Source organism: Streptomyces sp. NPDC101178, from assembly GCF_044767965.1.
In the GTDB taxonomy this organism is placed as follows: domain Bacteria; phylum Actinomycetota; class Actinomycetes; order Streptomycetales; family Streptomycetaceae; genus Streptomyces.
Map to the genome: position 1 here is coordinate 86,656 of NZ_JBIWOZ010000013.1, position 18,610 is coordinate 105,265.

General features: G+C 73.3%; 14 protein-coding genes. 5 read left to right on the top strand and 9 right to left on the bottom strand.

Annotated features, from left to right (window positions below; genetic code table 11):
- Window positions 1-196 precede the first annotated feature (196 nt).
- Complete coding sequence (locus tag ACIRR8_RS29670; protein ID WP_404070551.1) at window positions 197-1,021, bottom strand: aminoglycoside N(3)-acetyltransferase; 825 nt, start codon at window positions 1,019-1,021, stop codon at window positions 197-199.
- 39 nt (window positions 1,022-1,060) lie between these two features.
- Complete coding sequence (locus ACIRR8_RS29675) at window positions 1,061-1,468, bottom strand: CoA-binding protein (RefSeq protein WP_404070553.1); 408 nt, start codon at window positions 1,466-1,468, stop codon at window positions 1,061-1,063.
- Window positions 1,469-1,543: 75 nt separating this feature from the next.
- Between ACIRR8_RS29675 and ACIRR8_RS29680 the strand changes: the two genes are divergently transcribed.
- From ACIRR8_RS29680 to ACIRR8_RS29690, 3 genes are all read left to right on the top strand, one after another.
- On the top strand, window positions 1,544-2,170 hold the full coding sequence (locus ACIRR8_RS29680) for a YigZ family protein (protein ID WP_404070555.1): 627 nt from the start codon (window positions 1,544-1,546) through the stop codon (window positions 2,168-2,170).
- A 248-nt stretch (window positions 2,171-2,418) separates the two neighbouring features.
- Complete coding sequence (locus tag ACIRR8_RS29685; RefSeq protein ID WP_404070557.1) at window positions 2,419-3,588, top strand: exonuclease SbcCD subunit D; 1,170 nt, start codon at window positions 2,419-2,421, stop codon at window positions 3,586-3,588.
- Window positions 3,585-6,593: an AAA family ATPase gene (locus ACIRR8_RS29690; protein ID WP_404070559.1), complete on the top strand. Its 3,009-nt coding sequence runs from the start codon at window positions 3,585-3,587 to the stop codon at window positions 6,591-6,593. The genes ACIRR8_RS29685 and ACIRR8_RS29690 overlap by 4 nt, the downstream gene beginning before the upstream one ends.
- Before the next feature lie 86 nt (window positions 6,594-6,679).
- Here ACIRR8_RS29690 and ACIRR8_RS29695 read toward each other — a convergent pair whose 3' ends face one another.
- Window positions 6,680-8,173 (bottom strand): endonuclease/exonuclease/phosphatase family protein, encoded by a 1,494-nt coding sequence (locus tag ACIRR8_RS29695; protein ID WP_404070561.1) that lies wholly within the window; start codon window positions 8,171-8,173, stop codon window positions 6,680-6,682.
- 88 nt (window positions 8,174-8,261) lie between these two features.
- On the bottom strand, window positions 8,262-8,708 hold the full coding sequence (locus ACIRR8_RS29700) for an Lrp/AsnC family transcriptional regulator (protein ID WP_404070563.1): 447 nt from the start codon (window positions 8,706-8,708) through the stop codon (window positions 8,262-8,264).
- Window positions 8,709-8,796: 88 nt separating this feature from the next.
- Here ACIRR8_RS29700 and ACIRR8_RS29705 point away from each other — a divergent pair, with 88 nt between their 5' ends.
- A complete protein-coding gene (locus tag ACIRR8_RS29705; protein ID WP_404070565.1) occupies window positions 8,797-9,291 on the top strand; it encodes a rhodanese-like domain-containing protein in 495 nt (164 codons plus the stop codon).
- A gap of 90 nt (window positions 9,292-9,381) precedes the next feature.
- Here ACIRR8_RS29705 and ACIRR8_RS29710 read toward each other — a convergent pair whose 3' ends face one another.
- Together ACIRR8_RS29710 and ACIRR8_RS29715 are read right to left on the bottom strand one after the other, a co-directional pair.
- A complete protein-coding gene (locus ACIRR8_RS29710) occupies window positions 9,382-11,070 on the bottom strand; it encodes a DUF885 domain-containing protein (RefSeq protein ID WP_404070567.1) in 1,689 nt (562 codons plus the stop codon).
- Between the two features lie 143 nt (window positions 11,071-11,213).
- Complete coding sequence (locus ACIRR8_RS29715; RefSeq protein WP_404070569.1) at window positions 11,214-11,702, bottom strand: Lrp/AsnC family transcriptional regulator; 489 nt, start codon at window positions 11,700-11,702, stop codon at window positions 11,214-11,216.
- 59 nt (window positions 11,703-11,761) lie between these two features.
- Here ACIRR8_RS29715 and ACIRR8_RS29720 point away from each other — a divergent pair, with 59 nt between their 5' ends.
- On the top strand, window positions 11,762-13,018 hold the full coding sequence (locus ACIRR8_RS29720; protein ID WP_404070571.1) for a trans-sulfuration enzyme family protein: 1,257 nt from the start codon (window positions 11,762-11,764) through the stop codon (window positions 13,016-13,018).
- On the opposite strand, the gene ACIRR8_RS29725 is transcribed toward ACIRR8_RS29720, so the two are convergent.
- The 3 genes from ACIRR8_RS29725 to ACIRR8_RS29735 form a co-directional block, all read right to left on the bottom strand.
- The gene (locus ACIRR8_RS29725; protein WP_404070573.1) at window positions 12,909-14,336 is read right to left on the bottom strand and encodes a GNAT family N-acetyltransferase; all 1,428 of its coding nucleotides are present in this window, start codon (window positions 14,334-14,336) and stop codon (window positions 12,909-12,911) included. The genes ACIRR8_RS29720 and ACIRR8_RS29725 overlap by 110 nt on opposite strands.
- 102 nt (window positions 14,337-14,438) lie before the next feature.
- A complete protein-coding gene (locus tag ACIRR8_RS29730) occupies window positions 14,439-17,138 on the bottom strand; it encodes a DUF6493 family protein (RefSeq protein ID WP_404070575.1) in 2,700 nt (899 codons plus the stop codon).
- Window positions 17,135-18,511 carry an SWIM zinc finger family protein gene (locus ACIRR8_RS29735; protein WP_404070577.1) on the bottom strand — a complete coding sequence of 459 codons (1,377 nt, stop codon included), beginning with the start codon at window positions 18,509-18,511 and terminating at the stop codon, window positions 17,135-17,137. Before ACIRR8_RS29735 ends, ACIRR8_RS29730 begins: the two co-directional genes overlap by 4 nt.
- Between the last annotated feature and the right edge of the window lie 99 nt (window positions 18,512-18,610).

Sequence of the window (18,610 nt, forward strand, 5' to 3'; positions counted from 1 at the left end):
GGCGTCACGACCGTCGCAATAGGGGACGGGCCGACGCGTCCAGCCGACCGGCCGGCGCCCTTCAGCACGTCGATGATGCGCTCATGGGTGTCGCCCACCCGGTCCGTGGCCCGTGACCGCACATGGATGTGCCGGACCTCCGCCATGGCAGCCTCGGAACTCCGAAGGGCGCGCGACAGAGCGCGCGTTCGATTGCTCAGCCGCCGGGCCGCCGGTGCTCCGTGAGCCACCCCGTGGCGAAGTCGACGGCGGCCCGCAGCCGCAGCAGCCTGCACGGTGCGGATCCGAGCAGGGCCGTCGTCACGTCACCGGGGCCGGCGGCCTCCTCGAACGCGGCGCCCAAGGCCCCGAAGTCGCTGTCGTCCAGGGCGACGTCCTCGTACTCCCACCACTGCCGCACACCCCTCGGAGCCACCACACAGCGGTAGCGGCGGCGCGGAGGACCGGGTCTGCGGTACTCGGCGAGATGGAAGGCGGTGCAGGTGGCGTAGCCGGTGCCTAGCAGGAGGATCCTGGCATCGGCCTCGTACAGCCGGGCGAGCGGAGAGTCCTCGCCGAGGTGGCAGTCCTGCCGGTGCCCGGCGAGCAGTGTTCCGGCCGCCGGGCCGATCGCGGCGAAGGAGGTCTGCGGATGGCCGCTGCGCCGCGCCCCCGACGCCGTCCGTACGGTCTCGGCCAGCGCGCCCATCGACGGTGCGGGTGTCAGTGCCGGGTCGAACGGTTCCATGGACGAGCGGACGGCCTCGCGCGCGGCGGCGTCCAGGCCTCGGATCCGGGCGCGGTAGTGCGGCGAGGTGTCCGAGTTCTCCGGCGTGAACGACGGGACCACCACGGTCCCCTCCCGTCCCACCGCCCGGCGCAGAGCCGCCAGCACGGCATCGGCCCCGCCGGCCACCGGACCCACCGACCGCAGCGAGGCATGCACCAGCAGGACGTCGCCGGGGCGCACGCCCAGCGCGGTCAGTGCGGTCAGCGCGGTCAGTGCGGCGGCCAGCCGCTCACCGTCGGGAGGATCGCTCACGGCCGGGATCCCTCCCCACGCCGGACGGCCCGCACACCCTCACCCCAGCCGCGGAATCTCGATCGCCGGGCACCGGTCCATCACCATGTCCAGCCCTGCCGCCCGCGTCCGCTCGTACGCCTCCGCGTCCACCACGCCGAGCTGGAACCACACCGCCTTCGCCCCGACCGCCACCGCCTCGTCAGCGACCCCGCCCGCCAGCTCGCTGTTGACGAACACGTCCACCACGTCCACCGGGAACGGGATCTCCGCCAGCGAGGCGTACCCCTGCTCCCCGTGCACCGTCTCGGCCTTCGGGTGCACCGGCACCACCCGCTTGCCGAAGCGCTGGAGGACCTGCGCCACGCCGTAGGCGGCCCGGGAGCGGTTGTCGGAGAGGCCCACCACCGCCCAGGTGTCCCCCGTGTCCTGGAGAATCCGCCGGATCGTCTCTGTCTCGTTGTCCATGCCGGGACAACCGCCGGTCCGGGCCCCGTCATTCCCGCCGGAACCCGCTGCCGTCGCGGCGCATAGGGTGGACGGATGCAGGAGCAGTACCGGACCGTCGCCCGCGTGGGTGTGCACGAGAGCGAGATCAACCGATCGCGTTTCCTCTGCTCCCTCGCCCCCGCCGCCACCGAACAGGAGGCGCAGGAGTTCGTCGCACGCGTCCGCAAGGAGCACCCGACCGCCTCCCACAACTGCTTCGCGTACGTGATCGGCGCCGACGCCTCCGTGCAGAAGGCCGGCGACGACGGCGAGCCCGGCGGCACCGCGGGCCTCCCGATGCTCCAGATGCTGACGCGCCGCGAGGTGCGGTACGTCGCGGCGGTCGTCACCCGCTACTACGGCGGGGTCAAGCTCGGGGCCGGCGGACTGATCCGCGCGTACGGCGGAGTGGTCGGCGAGGCGCTCGACGCACTCGGCACGATCACCCGGCAGCGCTTCCGGCTGGCGACCGTCCGCGTCGACCACCAGCGGGCGGGCAAGCTGGAGAACGACCTGCGGGCCACCGGCCGGGACGTGCGCGAGGTGCGGTACGCGGAGGCCGTGACCATCGAGATCGGGCTGCCCGACGCCGATGTCGCCGCCTTCACCGCCTGGCTGGCCGACGCGACCGCGGGCACGGCCACCCTGGAACTGGGCGGCGAGGCGTACGGGGACGTGTGAGGGGCCCGCCAGGGAGTGAGCCCCGTCCCACGGGCGGCGAATTCTTGATCGATGCGGGATCGGCGGGCCGGCGGCGTTAGCGTGGTCCGTGCCGGTCGCGGGATCACGGGCCGCCCGGCGCGGCCCACGGGGTGGAGGACGACGTACATGCAGCGCACAGGGCGCGGAGCCAGGTACACACGGCGCACGCGACAGGGAGCGCTCCGGCAGACGCGGCGCACGCCCCGCACCGCCGGTGGAGCGATCGCGTGAGGATGCTGCACACCTCGGACTGGCACCTGGGCCGGTCCTTCCACCGCGTCCCCCTGCTCGACGCCCAGGCCGCCTTCCTGGACCATCTGGTGGCCACGGTGCGTGAGCGGGAGGTGGACGTGGTCCTGGTCTCCGGTGACGTCTACGACCGGGCCGTCCCGCCGCTCACCGCCGTCGAGCTGTTCGACCGCGCGCTGCACCGGCTCGCCGCGGCCGGCGTCCCGACCGTCATGATCTCCGGGAACCACGACTCGGCCCGCCGGCTCGGCGTCGGCTCCGGCCTCTTCGAACGCTCCGGGATCCACCTCCGTACGGACCCCGAAGGCTGCGCCACCCCCGTCGTCCTCACCGACGACCACGGAGATGTCGCCCTGTACGGCCTCCCGTACCTGGAACCGGCCCTGGTCAAGGACACCCTCCGCGCCGCCAAGGCCGGTCACGAGGCGGTCCTCACCGCCGCCATGGACCGGGTCCGCGCCGACCTCGCCGCCCGTCCCGCCGGAACCCGCTCCGTCGTCCTCGCGCACGCCTTCGTGGCGGGCGGCGAACCCAGCGACAGCGAACGCGACATCACGGTCGGCGGGGTCGCCGCCGTCCCGGCCGGGGTCTTCGACGGCGTCGACTACGTGGCCCTCGGCCACCTCCACGGCTCCCAGCGCGTCACGAGCCGCGTCCGCTACTCCGGCTCGCCGCTCGCCTACTCCTTCTCCGAGGCCGACCACCGCAAGACCACGTGGCTGATCGAGCTCGACGGCAGCGGCGCCATCGCCGCAGAGGAGCGGATCGACTGCCCGGTCGAGCGGCCTCTCGCCCGCCTCCGCGGCCGACTGGACACCCTCCTGGAGGATCCGGCGCTCGACCGCCACGAGCATGCCTGGGTCGAAGCCACCCTCACCGACCCCGTCCGCCCCGCCGACCCCATGGCCCGCCTCGCCGCCCGCTTCCCGCACACCCTCAGCCTCGTCTTCGACCCCGAGCGGCCCCCCGAGGACCCGCTCGCCTCCTACGCCCAGCGCCTCCAGGGCCGCGACGACCACCAGATCGCCGAGGACTTCGTGGCCCATGTACGCGGCGGCAGCGGACCCAGCGACCCCGAACGCACCTTGCTGCGGGCCGCGTTCGACGACGTACGGGTCGACGAGAGCGTGCGCGAGGTGTCCCGATGAGACTGCACCGCCTCACCCTCACCGCCTTCGGCCCCTTCGGCGCCACCCAGGAAGTCGACTTCGACGCGCTCTCCTCCGCCGGTCTCTTCCTCCTCCACGGACCGACCGGCGCCGGGAAGACCTCCGTCCTGGACGCCGTCTGCTACGCGCTGTACGGAGCCGTCCCCGGCGCCCGGCAGAGCCCCGGCGCCACCCTCCGCAGCGACCACGCAGCCGTCGACCTGCCGACCGAGGTCCAGCTGGAGCTGACGGTCGGCGGCCGACGCCTCGAGATCACCCGCAGCCCCGCCCAGCCGCGCCCCAAGAAGCGCGGCGGCGGGTTCACGCAGGAGAAGGCGCAGAGCCGGCTGCGCGAGCGTGCCCCCGAAGGGGCCTGGCGGGCCCTCAGCAAGTCGCACCAGGAGATCGGTGAGGAGCTGGCCCAGCTGATCGGCATGAGCCGGGACCAGTTCTGCCAGGTCGTGCTGTTGCCGCAGGGCGACTTCGCCCGCTTCCTGCGCTCCGACGCCGAGGCCCGCGGCAAGCTCCTCGGCAAGCTCTTCGACACCCGGCGCTTCGCCGCCGTCGAGGAACGCCTCGCCGAACTGCGCCGGGCGGCCGAGGCCCGCGTGAAGTCCGGCGACGAACAGATCCTCGCCCTCGCCCAGCGCATCGCCCAGGCGGGCGGCCCGGCGGCGGCGGAAGAGGCCGCGCCGACCGTGCGGGCGGGCGAACCGGGCCTGGCCGAAGCGGTCCTGGAGTGGGCTGCGATCGCCCGCAGCGCCGCCCGGGAGCACTTCGACATCGCCGGTGCGGTGGTCGCGGCCGCCGAGGGCCGCCAACTGGCCGCCGTCCGGGCCCTGGAGGCCGAGCGTGACCGGGACCGCCTTCAGCGGCGGTACGCGGAAACCCTGCGCCGCGCCGAGGATCTGGAGGTGCGCCGCCCCGAACACGACCGCTGCCGGGAGCAGTTGGAGCGCGCCCGTCAGGCGGACCGGGTCGCACCGGCGCTGGAGCTGCGCGAGGAGGCCGAGCGGACCTACCGGGTGGCGAGCGAGGCACTCGACCGGACCAGGAGGCTGCTGCCCGCCGAGCTGACCGGTGCGGGAGCCGACCAACTGACCCAGTTGGAGCGGAAGTTCCAGCAGGAGCTGTACGCACTCGACGCGGCGCGCGAAGCCGAGGAGCGCAGCGCGAGGATCGACGAGGAACGCGTCCGGCTGAACCGGGAGGCGCGGGCCGACGACGAGTCGATCCGCGAGGCGGACGCGTGGCTCGCCGACTGGGACACCACCCGTACGAGGCTCAAGGAGCGCGCCGACGCCTCGCAGGAAGCCGCCACCCGCGCTGAACAGCTCGCCGGACAACTGGCCCCGGCCCGCCGCCGCCTGGACGCGGCGCACCGCCGTGACACGCTCGCCACCGACGTACAGCAGGCCGAGGAGCGGCTCACCGCCGCACGGGAACAGGCGCTGGACGCCCGGACGTTCTGGCTCGATGTGCGTGAGCGCCGGCTGCGCGGCATCGCGGCGGAGCTGGCCGCGGAGCTCGTCACGGGCGAAGCCTGCACGGTCTGCGGCTCGGCCGAACACCCGGACCCCGCCAGCCCCGGTGACGGCCATGTCGACCGGGACGCGGAGGAGAAGGCCCTCACCGTCCAGCGATCCGCGGAGGAGGCCCGCGCCCATGCGGAACAGCAGCTCGGCCTCGTGCGCGAACGCCATGCGACGGCGGAGACGGAGGCCCGCGGGGACGACGCATCCGCATCCCCTGCCGTGGCCGAACTGCGTTCCCTCGTAGACCGGTTGACCGCCGAGCACACCGAGGCCCACCGCCTCGCCGCAGACACGCACGCCGCACGTGAAGCGCTCACCGCAGCCGAGCGCGAGCACGCCGAGCGCCTCGCGCAGCGACAGGAGGCGCACGGCAGGATCTCCGCCCGTACCGCGGCGCGCGAGGCGCTCGACCGCGACCAGGCCCGCCTGGCGGAGCAGATCTCCGCCGCCCGGGGCGAGTCGGCGTCCGTGGCCGCGCACGCGGACCGGCTGACCCGCCGCGTCGCGCTCCTCGCCGACGCCGCCGAGGCCGTACGCGCCGAACAGGACGCGGCCCAGCGCCGGAAGGAGGCCGACGACCGGCTCTCCGACGCGGCCTTCAAGGCCGGGTTCGACACGCCGCGGGCCGCTGCCGCGACGCTCCTCGACGCCGCCGCGCAGCGCGAACTCCAGCACCGTATCGATGCCTGGCAGGCGGAGGCGGCGGCGGTCGCCGACCGGCGCACCGAACAGGACGCGCGCGCCGCCGCCGAGCGCCCGGCCGCTCGGCCGGAGGCGGCCGAGAGTGCCCACCGGACGGCGGAATGGCTGCTGCGCGAAGCCTCCTCGGCCTTCGCCGCCGCCCGCGACCGGTGCGCCGAACTCGACCGGCTCTCCGGAGAGGCCGCCGAGGAGGTCCGGCGGCTGGGACCGGTGCGCCAGGAGTACGAGCGGGTCGCCCGGCTCGCCGGCCTCACCGCGGGCACCTCGGCCGACAACGAGCGCAAGATGCGCCTGGAGGCGTACGTGCTCGCCGCCCGCCTCGAACAGGTGGCGGCCGCGGCCACCGCCCGGCTGCGGCGGATGTCCTCCGGCCGCTACACCCTGGTCCACTCCGACGCGCGCACGGGCGGCCGCCGGGCCGGGCTCGGCCTCCATGTCGTGGACGCCTGGACCGGCAGCGAACGGGACACCGCGACGCTCTCCGGCGGCGAGACCTTCTTCGCCTCGCTGGCCCTGGCGCTCGGCCTCGCCGATGTCGTCACCGAGGAGGCCGGCGGCGTACGCCTGGACACGCTCTTCATCGACGAGGGCTTCGGCAGCCTGGACGACCAGACCCTCGACGAGGTGCTCGACGTGCTGGACTCCTTGCGCGAGCGGGACCGCAGCGTCGGGATCGTCAGCCACGTGGCCGATCTGCGCCGCCGCATTCCGGCCCGGCTCGAAGTGGTCAAGGAACGCCAGGGATCGAGGGTCCGACACCGGCTGTGAGCCGCTCAGGACCGCTCCGACGGGGCAGGGGCTCATCCGTGCGGCCAGGGGTCCGGACCGGTTCCGACCGGCCCGGACCCCTGCTCTCAGAAGCGGAAGCGCGCCTTGACCGGGTAGTGGTCCGACCGTCCCGCGTCGGCCGGCACGTCGCACGACTCGACGGCCGCGGAGGGCGGGGCGAACAGGTAGTCGATCTTGATGTCGCGGTTGTCCAGGGGTTTCGTGGCCCGGCCGTCACGCGGCCGCGCGCTCCAGCGTCCCTCGTCGCACTCCGTGTCCGCCGCATAGGCGGACGACAAGGCGTCCTTGGCCTTGTCAAGCGATACGTCGTCCGGCGGGACGACGTTGAAGTCGCCGCCGTAGACGGTCCGGTAGCCGGTCGGCGTGTACGCGTGGACGATCTCCTGGAGCTTCGCGGCCTGTTCCTTGCGCTTCGTCCCGGGCTCGGGGTCGTCCTCGGTGATGCCGGCGCTGAAGTGGGATGTGCAGAACTGCACGGCCTGGGCCGGGAGAACGGCGCACAGGGCGGTCCGCTGTTCCCTACGCACCCAGGTGCCGTCGATGGTGCCGTTCTGCGGAGAAGGCAGGTCGTACGAGGTGTACCAGACGTTCGAGTCGGGCAGGGCCAGGGCGATGCCGTAGGCGCCCCGGTCCTTCCAGCCGGCCGTGGCGGATCCGGACCTGTCGCACGTCTTGGCGGCCTTCACCGACGATCCGTCGACGGTGTACTTGACGGGGGCGAAGCGCACGTCCCATCCGGTGCCCGTGCTGGTCTCCAGGGCCCTCTCGATCTCCTTGGCGTGCGACTCGCACAGCTCCTGGAGGAACACGGCACGGTACTCCGTCGCCTGATCACCCATCCGGGCGGTGACCTGGGCGCCCAGGGAGGGGCCTTCCACCCGGTTGTTGCCGCACTTGCTGTTGTTGTTGGCGCAGACGTTCCACGACATCACCCGGAAGTCCGTCGCCGGTGCGGGGGACACGGGAGTGGGGCGCCCGCCCTCGTCACTCGCGTTCCCCTCGCCCAGGAAGACGAGCTCGAACTTCTGCCACGAGCCCACCGAGTCCCCCCGCGCCCGCAGCAGCCCGTTGTCGGTCCCGGCGTCCTGAACCTCGGCGGTCACGTACTTGTAGCCGTCGTCCGTCCAGACCTTGAGGGCGTACGTGTTGTCCGTCTGCTTCTCCAGCTGGAGTTTCTCCCATTCACCGGCGGTCGCCGCGCGGGCCCGGAGCAGATTCTCGTGGCCGCCGGTGTAGTTCCGCTCGGTCGTGACGTAGTTTCCGTTCGCTTCCGAACGCAGTGTGGTGGTCCACCCCTTGTCGGTGGTGTGCAGCGTGAACTTCTCCCAGGAGCCCAGGGCGCTGTGGGAGGAGGCGGCCGTACGAGCGCGGAGCATGGCCTGCCGGGCGCCGCCGGTGTTGACTTCCACCGACACATAGAGCCCGTTGCTCACAGACCTCAGCGCGTACTTGTCGCCGGCGGTGACGGGCACCGGGCGCGCGTCCGCCGCATGTGAGGGCACGGCGGACAGCGCCATCATCGTGAACAGAACGGAACACAGCACCGCGAAGCGGCTCATTCTCTGTCTCATCTACCGGCCTTGGTCGGGGAGCGGTCAAACCGTGGACAGTACGGCACCACCCGGCGCCCTCCGTGGCCGGGAGCCGTCAGCGGCCGATCGCGCGACGGGGGAGCGGCGAGGAGTAGACGACGCTGGTGGTGACCGAACCGAGCGCCCCGATCCGGCCGGTCACCTCCTCCAGGTGCCGCATCGACCGGGCCGTCACCTTGAGGACGAAGCAGTCGTCACCGGTGACATGGTGGGCCTCCACGATCTGCGGCGTGGTCTCCAGGAGGTCGTGGAACGGCTTGTAGTTCCCGTTCGGATAGCGCAGCCGGACGAGGGCGAGGATCGGCAGCCCGAGCCGCTCGGCGTCGACCACCGCCGCGTAACCGCTGATCACGCCGGTCTCCTCCAGTCGCCGCACCCTCTCCGTCACGGCGCTGGGAGACATGGCGACGGCGCGGGCCAGCTCGGCGAAGGTGGCGCGGCCGTCGCGCTGGAGGACATCGAGAATGCGCCAGTCGGTGGCGTCCGGGGAATAGTCGGTCACGTTTGCGAGACAACAGGGAAATCCCCGGCGAATCAAGAGGAGTGCCGGGGAATCCCTCTTCCTGGTCCCGGTCGGCGGTCGTAGATTCATGATCATGACATCTCGGACCACGGCTCCCGCCGCCCATCCCGTCCTCCGCGTCCCGCCCGCCTCCCCGGACGCGGCGGCCGCCTACTTCGGCGCCTCGCTCGCCTTCCACGCCGATGTCTCCGACGTCGCCTCGGCACTCGCCGCCGGCGGTGATCCCGGATTCGTCGTCGTGGACTCCCGCTCCACCGCCTCCTGGGACCAGGGCCACCTCCCCGGCGCGGTCCACCTGCCCACCGCCCTGATCCCCGAGCAGGCTCCGCGGCTGCTGGACCCGGCCGTCCCGGTGGTCACGTACTGCTGGGGCCCGGGATGCAACGGCGCCACTCGTGCCGCCCTCGCGCTCGCCCAACTCGGCTACCAGGTCAAGGAGATGCTCGGCGGCTTCGAGTACTGGGCGCGCGAGGGCTTCGCCTTCGAGACCTGGCAGGGCGGTGAGCGGCGCGCCGCCGACCCGCTCACCGCTCCGATCGACGCCGCCGACTGCGGCTGCTGACGTCCGGTGGACGGTGCCCGTCACGGTGGGCGGTGCCCGTCACCGTGGGCGGCGACGGGCACCGGTCCGAGGCGGCCGGAGCAGGGCCGTTCAGAGCCTGGACAGCTCGTCCACCAGATCGTCCAGGCCGAGCGACCCCTGCGAGAGCGCCGCCATGTGCCAGGCCTTCAGGTCGAAGGCGTCGCCGTGCGCCGCGCGCGCGTTCTCCCGGCCGAGCAGCCAGGCCCGCTCGCCCAGCTTGTAGCCGATGGCCTGGCCGGCCATCGAGAGGTAGCGGGTCAGCTCGCTCTCCACGAAGTCCGCCGGCCGGCCGCTGTGGTTGCCGAAGAACTCCTGCGCCAGCGCGGGCGTCCAGCGCTCGCCGGGGTGGAACGGCGAGTCCGCCGGAATCTCCAGCTCCAGGTGCATGCCGATGTCCACGATCACCCGGCAGGCCCGCATCATCTGCGCGTCCAGATAGCCGAGCCGCCGCTCCGGGTCGGGCAGGAAGCCCAGCTCGTCCATCAGCCGCTCCGCGTACAGCGCCCACCCTTCGGCGTTCGCGCTGACCATGCCGACCGACGCCTGGTAGCGGGAGAGGCTGTCGGCGACATGCGTCCACTGCGCGATCTGGAGGTGGTGGCCGGGAACACCCTCGTGGTACCAGGTCGAGACCAGGTCGTACACCGGGAAGCGGGTCTCGCCCATGGTCGGCAGCCAGGTGCGGCCGGGGCGTGAGAAGTCCTCGGAGGGGCCCGTGTAGTACGGAGCCGCCGCGCCGCCGGGCGGGGCGATGCGCGACTCCACCTTCCGGACCCGCTCGGCCAGGTCGAAGTGCGTGCCGTCCAGCGCCTCGATGGCCTCGTCCATCAGGCCCTGGAGCCACTCGCGTACCTCATCGACCCCTTCGATGTGCTTGCCGTGCACATCGAGGTGGGCCAGCGCCTCCCACGGGCCGGCGCCGGGAAGGATCTTCGCGGCCTCGGTCTTCATCTCGGCCAGCAGACGGTGGTACTCGGACCAGCCGTACGCGTACGCCTCGTCGAGATCCAGGTCCGTACCGTTGTAGTAGCGCGACCAGCGCGCGTACCGCTCCCGGCCCACCGTGTCCGGCGCGCCCTCGATCGCCGGCGCGTAGACGTCACGCACCCAGTCCCGCAGAGCGGTGAGGGCGGCGGAGGCGAGCCGGGCGGCCTCGGCCAGCTCCTCGCGGAGCACCTCCGGTGCCGGCGCGACGAACTCCGCGAAGAAACCCGCGCTCGCGCCGCCGCCGCTCCACTCCGTGAGCTGCCCGACGAAGGTGGCCGTCGCGCGCGGGCCGCCGTACAGCTTGCGCTCCAGACCGAGCCCGAGCGAGGACCGGTACCCCTCGACGGCGGCCGGGACCGCGCGCAGCCGTTCGGCGACCGCGTCCCAGTCCTCCTCCGTCCCGGTCGGCGTGAGGGTGAAGACCTCGACGATGCTGTGGACGGGGGAGTGCAGGTTGGAGACGGCGCGCAGCCCTTCCTCGGCTTCGTGCACGGCGAGTTCCGCCGTCAGCCGCTCGCGGAGGAGGCGTCCGCACCGGCGTTCCTCATCGCTGTCGGCACCCGACAGCCGCTCCGCGTCGTCCAGCTTCAGCAGCGTGGCGCGGATGAGGTCGGCGACCGCTTCCTGACCGGCCGGCGAGAAGTCGGGCAGGCGGCGCGAGCTTTCACGGACGCCCATATGGGTGCCCGTGATGGGGTCGAGTTCGATGATGGCGTCGACGTAGGCGTCGGCGACCTGACGGGGCAGCGCGCTGCTCGAAGTGTCTGACATGCGGACATCCTCCAACGGCGGGCCCCTCCCCGTCACCACCGTTCAGCGGCGCGCGTCCGAAAGGCGATCATGAGCGGCCGCTCGCCGGCGGTCAGCCCGCGGGCCGATCGCGGGTGGTCGGCCCCGGGCCGTGCGCCGAGTGGTCAGCCGCGGGCCGGTTCGCCGGGCGGCAGCAGCGGCCCGCACTCCCACTGCTGGAAGATCAGCCGGGTGTCCACCCGGGCCACCTCCCGGCGCGAGGTGAACTCGTCCAGGACCAGCCGCTGGAGATCCGCCGCATCGGCCACCGCCACCTGCACGAGATAGTCGTCGGGCCCGGTGAGGTGGAAGAGCGCCCGGGACTCCGGCAGGGCCCGGATCCGGTCGACGAACGGGCCGATCAGCTCGCGGCGGTGCGGCCGGACCTGCACCAGCAGCAGCGCCTGGAGACCCCGGCCGAGCTTCGCCGGATCCAGCCGGAGCTGATCACCGAGGATGACCCCGGAGCGGCGCAGCCGGGCCACCCGGTCCAGACAGGTCGAGGCCGCCACGCCCACCTCGGCCGCCAGCTCCCGGTAGGTGGTCCGTGCGTCGTTCTGCAGCAGCCGCAGAATGTGCAGATCCACCGGATCCAGAGCGACAGAATCAGCCATACGGCGAACGTAGCACGGTCTTTTGCCGCTACGAGCAGGTAACTGTTCAGGCTGTTGTCATGGACAACGAAGTCTCGATGACGCCCCCTGCCCCCACCCCGTCCAGGGCGCTGGCCACCGAAGCCGTGCACGCCGGACGCGACGACCTCGCCTCCCTCGGCCTGCACGCCCCGCCGCTCGACCTGTCCACCACCTACCCCTCCTACGACTCGCGCGGCGAGGCCGAGCGGATCGACGCCTTCGCCACCACCGGCGCCCGGCCGGACGGCCCGCCCGTCTACGCGCGGCTGGACAACCCGACCACCGGCCGCTTCGAGACCGCGCTCGCCCGGCTGGAAGGGACCGACAGCGCCGTCGCGTTCGCCAGCGGCATGGCGGCCCTCACCGCCGTCCTGCTGGCCCGCGCGAGCCTGGGGCTGCGCCACGTCGTCGCGGTCCGGCCGCTCTACGGATGCAGCGACCATCTGCTGGGCGCCGGACTGCTCGGTACCGAGGTGACCTGGACCGACCCGGCGGGCATCGCCGACGCGATCCGCCCGGACACCGGCCTGGTCATGGTCGAGACCCCGGCCAACCCCACCCTCGCCGAGATCGACATCCGGGCCGTCGCCCACTCCTGCGGCTCCGTGCCGCTGCTCGTCGACAACACCTTCGCCACCCCGGTGCTCCAGCGGCCCGTCGAACACGGCGCCCGGATCGTCCTGCACAGCGCCACCAAGTACCTCGGCGGCCACGGCGACGTGATGGGCGGAGTCGTCGCCTGCGACGAGGAGTTCGCCGCCACGCTGCGCCAGGTGCGGTTCGCCACCGGCGGAGTGCTGCACCCGCTGGCCGGATATCTGCTGCTGCGGGGGCTGTCGACCCTTCCGGTACGCGTCCGGGCCGCATCGGCCTCCGCCGCCGAGCTCTCGCGCCGGCTGACCGCCGACCCGCGGATCGCCCGGGTGCACTACCCGGAGATCGGTGGCGCGATGGTCTCCTTCGAGGTGTACGGGGACCCGCACGCCGTGATCGCCGGCGTACGGCTCATCACGCCCGCCGTCAGCCTGGGCAGCGTGGACTCGCTGATCCAGCACCCGGCCTCCATCAGCCACCGCATCGTGGATGAGGGCGACCGGCAGGCGGCCGGGGTCGGTGACCGGCTGCTGCGCATGTCGGTGGGGCTGGAGGACGTCGAGGACCTCTGGGCCGACCTGTGCCAGGCGCTCAGCGACGGGCCTGTTCCGCGGACCCGGACCGCTGAGCGGGACGTCCTTCCGTCGGCCGGGCAGTCCGCTCGTCCGGCCCGGTCGACAGCTCCGGCTCCGGCGCGGTAGCCGGTGCCGTCGCACCCGTCCGGTCCGTCGTGGTCGCCGGCTGCGCCGCACTCGTCAGCCGCGCGGTGATGACCAGGGTGCCTTCCTCGATCTGGTAGTCGAGGGGCAGCTCCAGGGCGCGCATCGCCGCGACCATCCCGGTGTTACGGGACTGGGTGACGGCGTACACGCTCTCGCACCCCGCCTCCTCCGCGAGCCGCACCAGCCGGCGGAGCAGCTCCGCACCGATGCCCCGGCGCTGCCAGGCGTCCTCGACGAGGAGGGCCACCTCGGTCTCGTCGCCGTCCCAGAGGAGGTGGCCGAGCGCGACCAGCTTGCCGGAGGCGGTCTGGACGGCCAGGGTCCGGCCGAACCGCGGGCTCAGCAGGTGGTCCAGGTAACGGTCCGCGTCGCCGACGGGGCCGTGGTAGCGCAGGCTCAGCGTGCCGGGGGAGCAGCGGTCGTGCATCGCGCGGGCGGCGGCGAGGTCGCTGCGGTCCGCGCGGCGCACGGTGATCTCGTTGCCTTCTGGCAGCGTGAGGACGGACTCGCTACGGGGCACCCGCGGGCCGAGCCGGGCGTCCAGCTCCACCAGGGCGCGGGCCCGGGCGAACTCGGTCGGGGTGAACGGCAGATGGAGCCGCTCGACGGAGATGACGCCGCCGGACGGGTCGCGGAGCCGCATCACCGTTTCCTCCAGCACGCCTTCGACCGGGGCGCTCTGTCCGGTCGGGCGGCCGGTGATGGAGACGGCGGGCAGCGAGTGGATGGTGCACCGGCCGAGCAACTGGCGTAGCGCGAGCGGCAGTTCGGCGGCGTCCAGCGCTGTGCGGGTGGCCAGCGAGAGCACCCGGGTCGGGGTGTCGACCAGATCGTGGGTGTCCGCGCGCTCGATCCAGGTGGAGGTGCCGCCGGCGGCCTCGATCTGCCGGGTCAGCTCCCGCGCCGGGAGCGCTGCGGGCGCCCGCAGCAGGAACTCGTCAACCGTGCCGTCCGCCAGCGGATGGGTCTGCAGGGTCAGGATGTCGATGCGGAGCCGGGCGAGCACCAGGCACAGCGCGGCCAGACTGCCCGGCGTGTCCCGCACGGTCGTCCGCAACCGCCACAGGACCGTCTCGCCGGCACCTGCCCCGTCGATCGAGCCGGCGGCCGTCTCCGGTGCCGTACCGGAGGGGCCGGCTTCTCCCGGCTCCGGCGGGGGATCGTTGCTGTGGCGCTTGGCCCACCAGGTGGCGAACGCCGCCGTGGCCACCAGAGCCACGGCGGACGCGATGAGCAGGTAGGTCACATCGGAACGCTGCCCGAGCACATGGGGGATCGCCGCTGTCACATCAGTCATATCCTTACTGTGAACGGCTGGTGTTGCCTGATCACGAACACCTTGTGACTGATGGGTTAAGTATGGATCTGATCGCCTATCGTCGTTTTTCAGCCGTATTCTTCACTCCTTGAAGGTCTTCAGCAGGCGCGCGGCCTGCCGGACGGTCTGCGAGGACCCCTTCCGCCCGGCCGTCGCGGCCAGCCCGGTGATCGGCTCGATCCCCTCCGTACCGCAGTGTTCGGCGCACTCCGCCGCCACGGCCAGCAGGTCCCCGATGCCCCGGGGCGCCTTCTCGTACGCGAGCAGCGTGGGCAGCGCCGCGGCGAGTACGCCCAGCACGGTCCGGTACGCACCGGTGGCGGACGCCGTCCGGGCGGCGTCCGCCAGCCGGTTGACCTTGACCAGGTCGTGGTCGACGAGGATGCCCAGCTCGCGCCCGAGCAGCGCGCTGTCCAGCCGCCGCTGAGCGGCCAGCACGAGAAGCGCGTCCACGGCGGATATCCGGTCCTCGGGATGGCGGGCGCCCAGCCCGTAGGCCAGCGCGAGGTGCAGCGCGACACCGGCCTCGCCGCCGGTCTCCACGAGCGCCGGGAGGAGCCAGGCCCCGCCGCGCGGGCCATCGTCGGCGGTGTGGAGCAGATCCGTCATCAGCCAGGCGGACAGCGTGTCGCCGTCCTCCGGCAGCGTGGCCGGCCAGTGCGGGCACTGCTCGGCGCCCCAGTGGTAGCAGGGCCGGGAGTCGGGCACGTGCGGGCGGCCCAGCCAGTGGAAGGAGCGCGGGAACTCCCGCTGGATGACCAGCCGTTCCCTGGTGGCGAGCAACACGTGCCGGACGCCGGACGCCGACCGCTGCCACCAGTTGCCGGCCGAGGGCCGGTCGCCGGTCAGCCCGTGCCGCAGGACGGGCGCCACCGGCTCGTCGGCCCGTATCCAGGCGGCCAGCCGGTCGCCCTGCGGTGTGCCGAGCGCCGCCGCGGCCTCGGCGGCCACCGACGCGTCCTTCCGGCGCACACGCAGCAGAGCCTGCGCGAAGTCGGCGGGCCCCGGGGCGATGCCGAGGCGCTGGTACGTCCGCAGCCGCTCGACCAGCTCCGCCGCGTCCAGCGCACCGGTGTGCCAGGTCGGCGTGGCGAGCAGGAAGGGCACCCGGTCGGCCGCCACATCGCCGGCCGCCTCCCACGCCCGGGCGAGCAGGACGCCGTTCAGCGCCGCATGGGCACACGTCCCGGTCCCGGTCCACCGGCTCTTCCCCTCGACCACGGCCTGGTACGAGACCCGGCCGAGGAGTGAGCCCACCACCAGTGCCAGCGCGTCACCCGTCGTCACGTACGCCGGCTCCGGCCGCCGGTCGATTCCGTGCTCCATGAACCACGTCCCGGCCAGGGCCTCCCGCAACGCCTCCGTCAGCCCGGCCCGGTCGGCGCGGGCCACGCGGACCAGCCCGTCCAGCGCGCGCTCGAAGCCGGAGATCCCGGACGCGGCGGCCAGGGCGCCCGGTGTGGAGCCCTGCCAGGAACGGGACTTCAGCTGGGCCGCCACCTCCTCCACCAGTTCCGCCACGCTCCCCGGCGCCGGGACGAGCCGGACCCGCTCGGGCGCGGGCGGCAGCAACTCCTCGTACGGACCCTCCACCGCACCGCCCTCGTCCACCTCCCCGAACAACGCGGTGACCGCCTCCCGGTGGACCGGACCCAACCGCGCCGCCGCGAAGGACAGCTCCTCCCGCAACGCCGCGTCCCCGGCCGGAAGATGGCGTGCGATCAGCTTGAGCGCCCGCTCCTGGAGCGCCACGTCCTCGTTCCCGAACGCCTCGGCGACCACCGGAAGCAGCTCGCCGGCCGTCGAACCGTCCCGGCCCAGCACCTTCCCGAGCAGGATCAACTGCCCGCGCACCAGCTTCTTCTCCCGGCGGAAGAGCACCGGGCCCGACACCTCCGCCAGCTCCCGTGTGGGCAGCTCGCCCCGCGCGTCCAGCCGCGTGAGCACATCCTGGGCGTGGGAGGCGACCACCGGGACGGCGTCCGCCGCCATCCCCGTCCAGTCGCGGAGGTGAGCTCTCTCCTCGTCCTCCGTGAGGCCGAGATGCTGGAGCACGGTGAGGAAGAACCGCTGGTCACCCGTCCTGCCGCCGCGCACCAGACGCGTCACGCACCGCTCGACCAGCTGCGACCGGTCGAGCACGCCGTCCACCGCCAGCGCGCAGAGCGCGGCCGGCCAGTGGTCGGTGGCATCCGGTGTGTCGTACCAGCCGACCTGCGCCGGGAGCTCCTGCATCTCGAAGAGCCGGGGCGCGAGCACGGCGACGTGCGGGTCGGCGCGCAGGATGCCGACCAGCGGCACCCGGCCGGACCTGCCGTGCCACCGCGCGGTGCTGATCCGCTCCGACCAGCCCTCGACCAGACTGTCCGTCGTCGGTATCGGACACGCGGCCATCCGGGCCAGCTCGCTGATGAACGTGTACTCCGCCTCGGAGTTGAGCTGCTTCGCCGCCAGCCGGTGCGCGAGGTCGGCGAGCCAGGCCGGATCGCGGTCGCCCAGCGCCACGAGGATCAGCGGGTACGGAGACCGGGACCAGCCGCGCAGATCGCGGCCGCCGATCCAGCCGGCGCAGCCCGCCGCCCCGGTGTGGCATCCGGCCCCGGCCACATGGAGGGCCTTGCGGATCTTGTCCTGGCGCTGCCACTCCCAGCCCCTGGCCTCCTTGCGCAGCTCCTTCAACTCGGCCAGGGCGGCCCGGCGGCCGGCCCGGTCCAGCCGGAGGACCAGCGCCGGAACCTCGCGGTGCGCTCCCGCGCGTACGGCAGTGAGCAGGTCGTTCATCGCACGCCTCCGGCGACCGTCGCCCCGCGCCGGACCATCGTCACGGCCAAGGCGTGTTTGCACGGGCCCCGCTTTCCCCGGTAGTCCGCCCACCACTGGCAGGTGCAGGTGAGCCGCCCCTCGCTCTCGCGGACCTGGTAGCGCCGGTCACCGGAGGCCACGGACGCCAGCGCGCCGTCCAGCGTCACCGCTCCCGCACCCGCCAGCTCGCGGGCGGCGACCAGCCGCGGGTTGTGGCGCTCGGCCCGGTCCGCGTCGTACGGCAGTTCGCGGTGGAAGTAGGCCGCGTCGGCCAGGTCGTAGCCGACCCGGCCCGCCGTGCCGAGCCGGGTGAGCGCGGCACGCACCCGCTCGACGCTCAGTCCCGACCCCTCGGCCAGCGCGGCCGGTTCGATCGTGGGCTCCCAGGCGAGCAGGACGGAGACCAGCTCGGCGTCGGCCGCCGCCTCGTCGGTGGCCATAGCCTCCAGCACCCCGCCCTCGCCCGAGAACCCGCGCGAGGCGTCCGGCGACAGCGTCAGCGTGAGCCGCATGCCCGGCAGCACCACCTCCCAGGCGCTCGCCACCGGTGCACCGTCCACCACCGGAGGCCCGTACACGCGCAACGCCGTGGCATGACGCAGCACCCGCTGCAGAGCCACCAGCCGCTCGGGCCCCGGCAGACACACCGCACCCGGCACCGGCCGGGTCGTCGGCCGCAGAGCGGAGCCGGACGCCACCACCCACTGCGCGCCCCGCGCCGCGTTGCCCGAGCCGCGCGGCAGCGAGCGCAGGAACGCCACCGCCCGCGCCGCCGACAGCTCGGCCCGCAGATCGAACCCGGCCGAGGCCACCTGCGCCTCCGCGAACCCCCGCAGCCACCGGTCCGGCAGCGGCACCTTCTTCTCCACCACCGGCCCGTCCAGCGTGGTGACCGCCAGCTCCTCCGGGCCCACCCGCAGATGCAGCGGGTCGTCCGCCGTTATCCGTGAAAGGGCGTCCCGCAGCGGATTGTTGACGTCCACATTGGTCGTACCGTGGCCCGTCCGCTCGCCGTCCAGCCCTTCCTGGAGCACATCGAGGCGCGCGTACACCCCGCAGCAGCCGGAGAACGACTCGAAGCGCAGCCGGTCCCCGTTCCCCGTCACCACCGGGTCCAGCGAGGCGGCCAAGGTGCGCTGGTAGTAGCGGGCGGCGGCCACATCGGCCACCGCCAGCAGACCTCGCGCCGCGATGCGCGGGGCGGAGAGGAATCCGGCGAAGAACCGGGGATGCGCCTCCGCCCCGCGCGGGGTGAGGCCGCCCGCGGTCTCCAGACCGAGGGCGGCTCCCACCTGCGAGGACTCCAGGGCGGACGGGCGTGCGTAGGCCAAGGCCTGAACGGATCGGGTCATGAGGAAAACGGTAGGACCCACCACTGACAACGGGTCCCGGCGCAGCTGACAACGGGCCCTGGCGCAGTCGGCAACGGGCCCCGGACCAAGGCTCGGAGG

Bases quoted from the DNA above. Each gene is read 5' to 3' on its own strand.
- ACIRR8_RS29695 (WP_404070561.1), bottom strand. From the start codon at position 8,173: ATGAGCCGCTTCGCGGTGCTGTGTTCCGTTCTGTTCACGATGATGGCG.
- ACIRR8_RS29705 (WP_404070565.1), top strand. From the start codon at position 8,797: ATGATCATGACATCTCGGACCACGGCTCCCGCCGCCCATCCCGTCCTC.
- ACIRR8_RS29720 (WP_404070571.1), top strand. From the start codon at position 11,762: ATGGACAACGAAGTCTCGATGACGCCCCCTGCCCCCACCCCGTCCAGG.
- ACIRR8_RS29690 (WP_404070559.1), top strand. From the start codon at position 3,585: ATGAGACTGCACCGCCTCACCCTCACCGCCTTCGGCCCCTTCGGCGCC.
- ACIRR8_RS29730 (WP_404070575.1), bottom strand. From the start codon at position 17,138: ATGAACGACCTGCTCACTGCCGTACGCGCGGGAGCGCACCGCGAGGTT.
- ACIRR8_RS29680 (WP_404070555.1), top strand. From the start codon at position 1,544: ATGCAGGAGCAGTACCGGACCGTCGCCCGCGTGGGTGTGCACGAGAGC.
- ACIRR8_RS29675 (WP_404070553.1), bottom strand. From the start codon at position 1,468: ATGGACAACGAGACAGAGACGATCCGGCGGATTCTCCAGGACACGGGG.
- ACIRR8_RS29715 (WP_404070569.1), bottom strand. From the start codon at position 11,702: ATGGCTGATTCTGTCGCTCTGGATCCGGTGGATCTGCACATTCTGCGG.
- ACIRR8_RS29710 (WP_404070567.1), bottom strand. From the start codon at position 11,070: ATGTCAGACACTTCGAGCAGCGCGCTGCCCCGTCAGGTCGCCGACGCC.
- ACIRR8_RS29735 (WP_404070577.1), bottom strand. From the start codon at position 18,511: ATGACCCGATCCGTTCAGGCCTTGGCCTACGCACGCCCGTCCGCCCTG.
- ACIRR8_RS29725 (WP_404070573.1), bottom strand. From the start codon at position 14,336: ATGACTGATGTGACAGCGGCGATCCCCCATGTGCTCGGGCAGCGTTCC.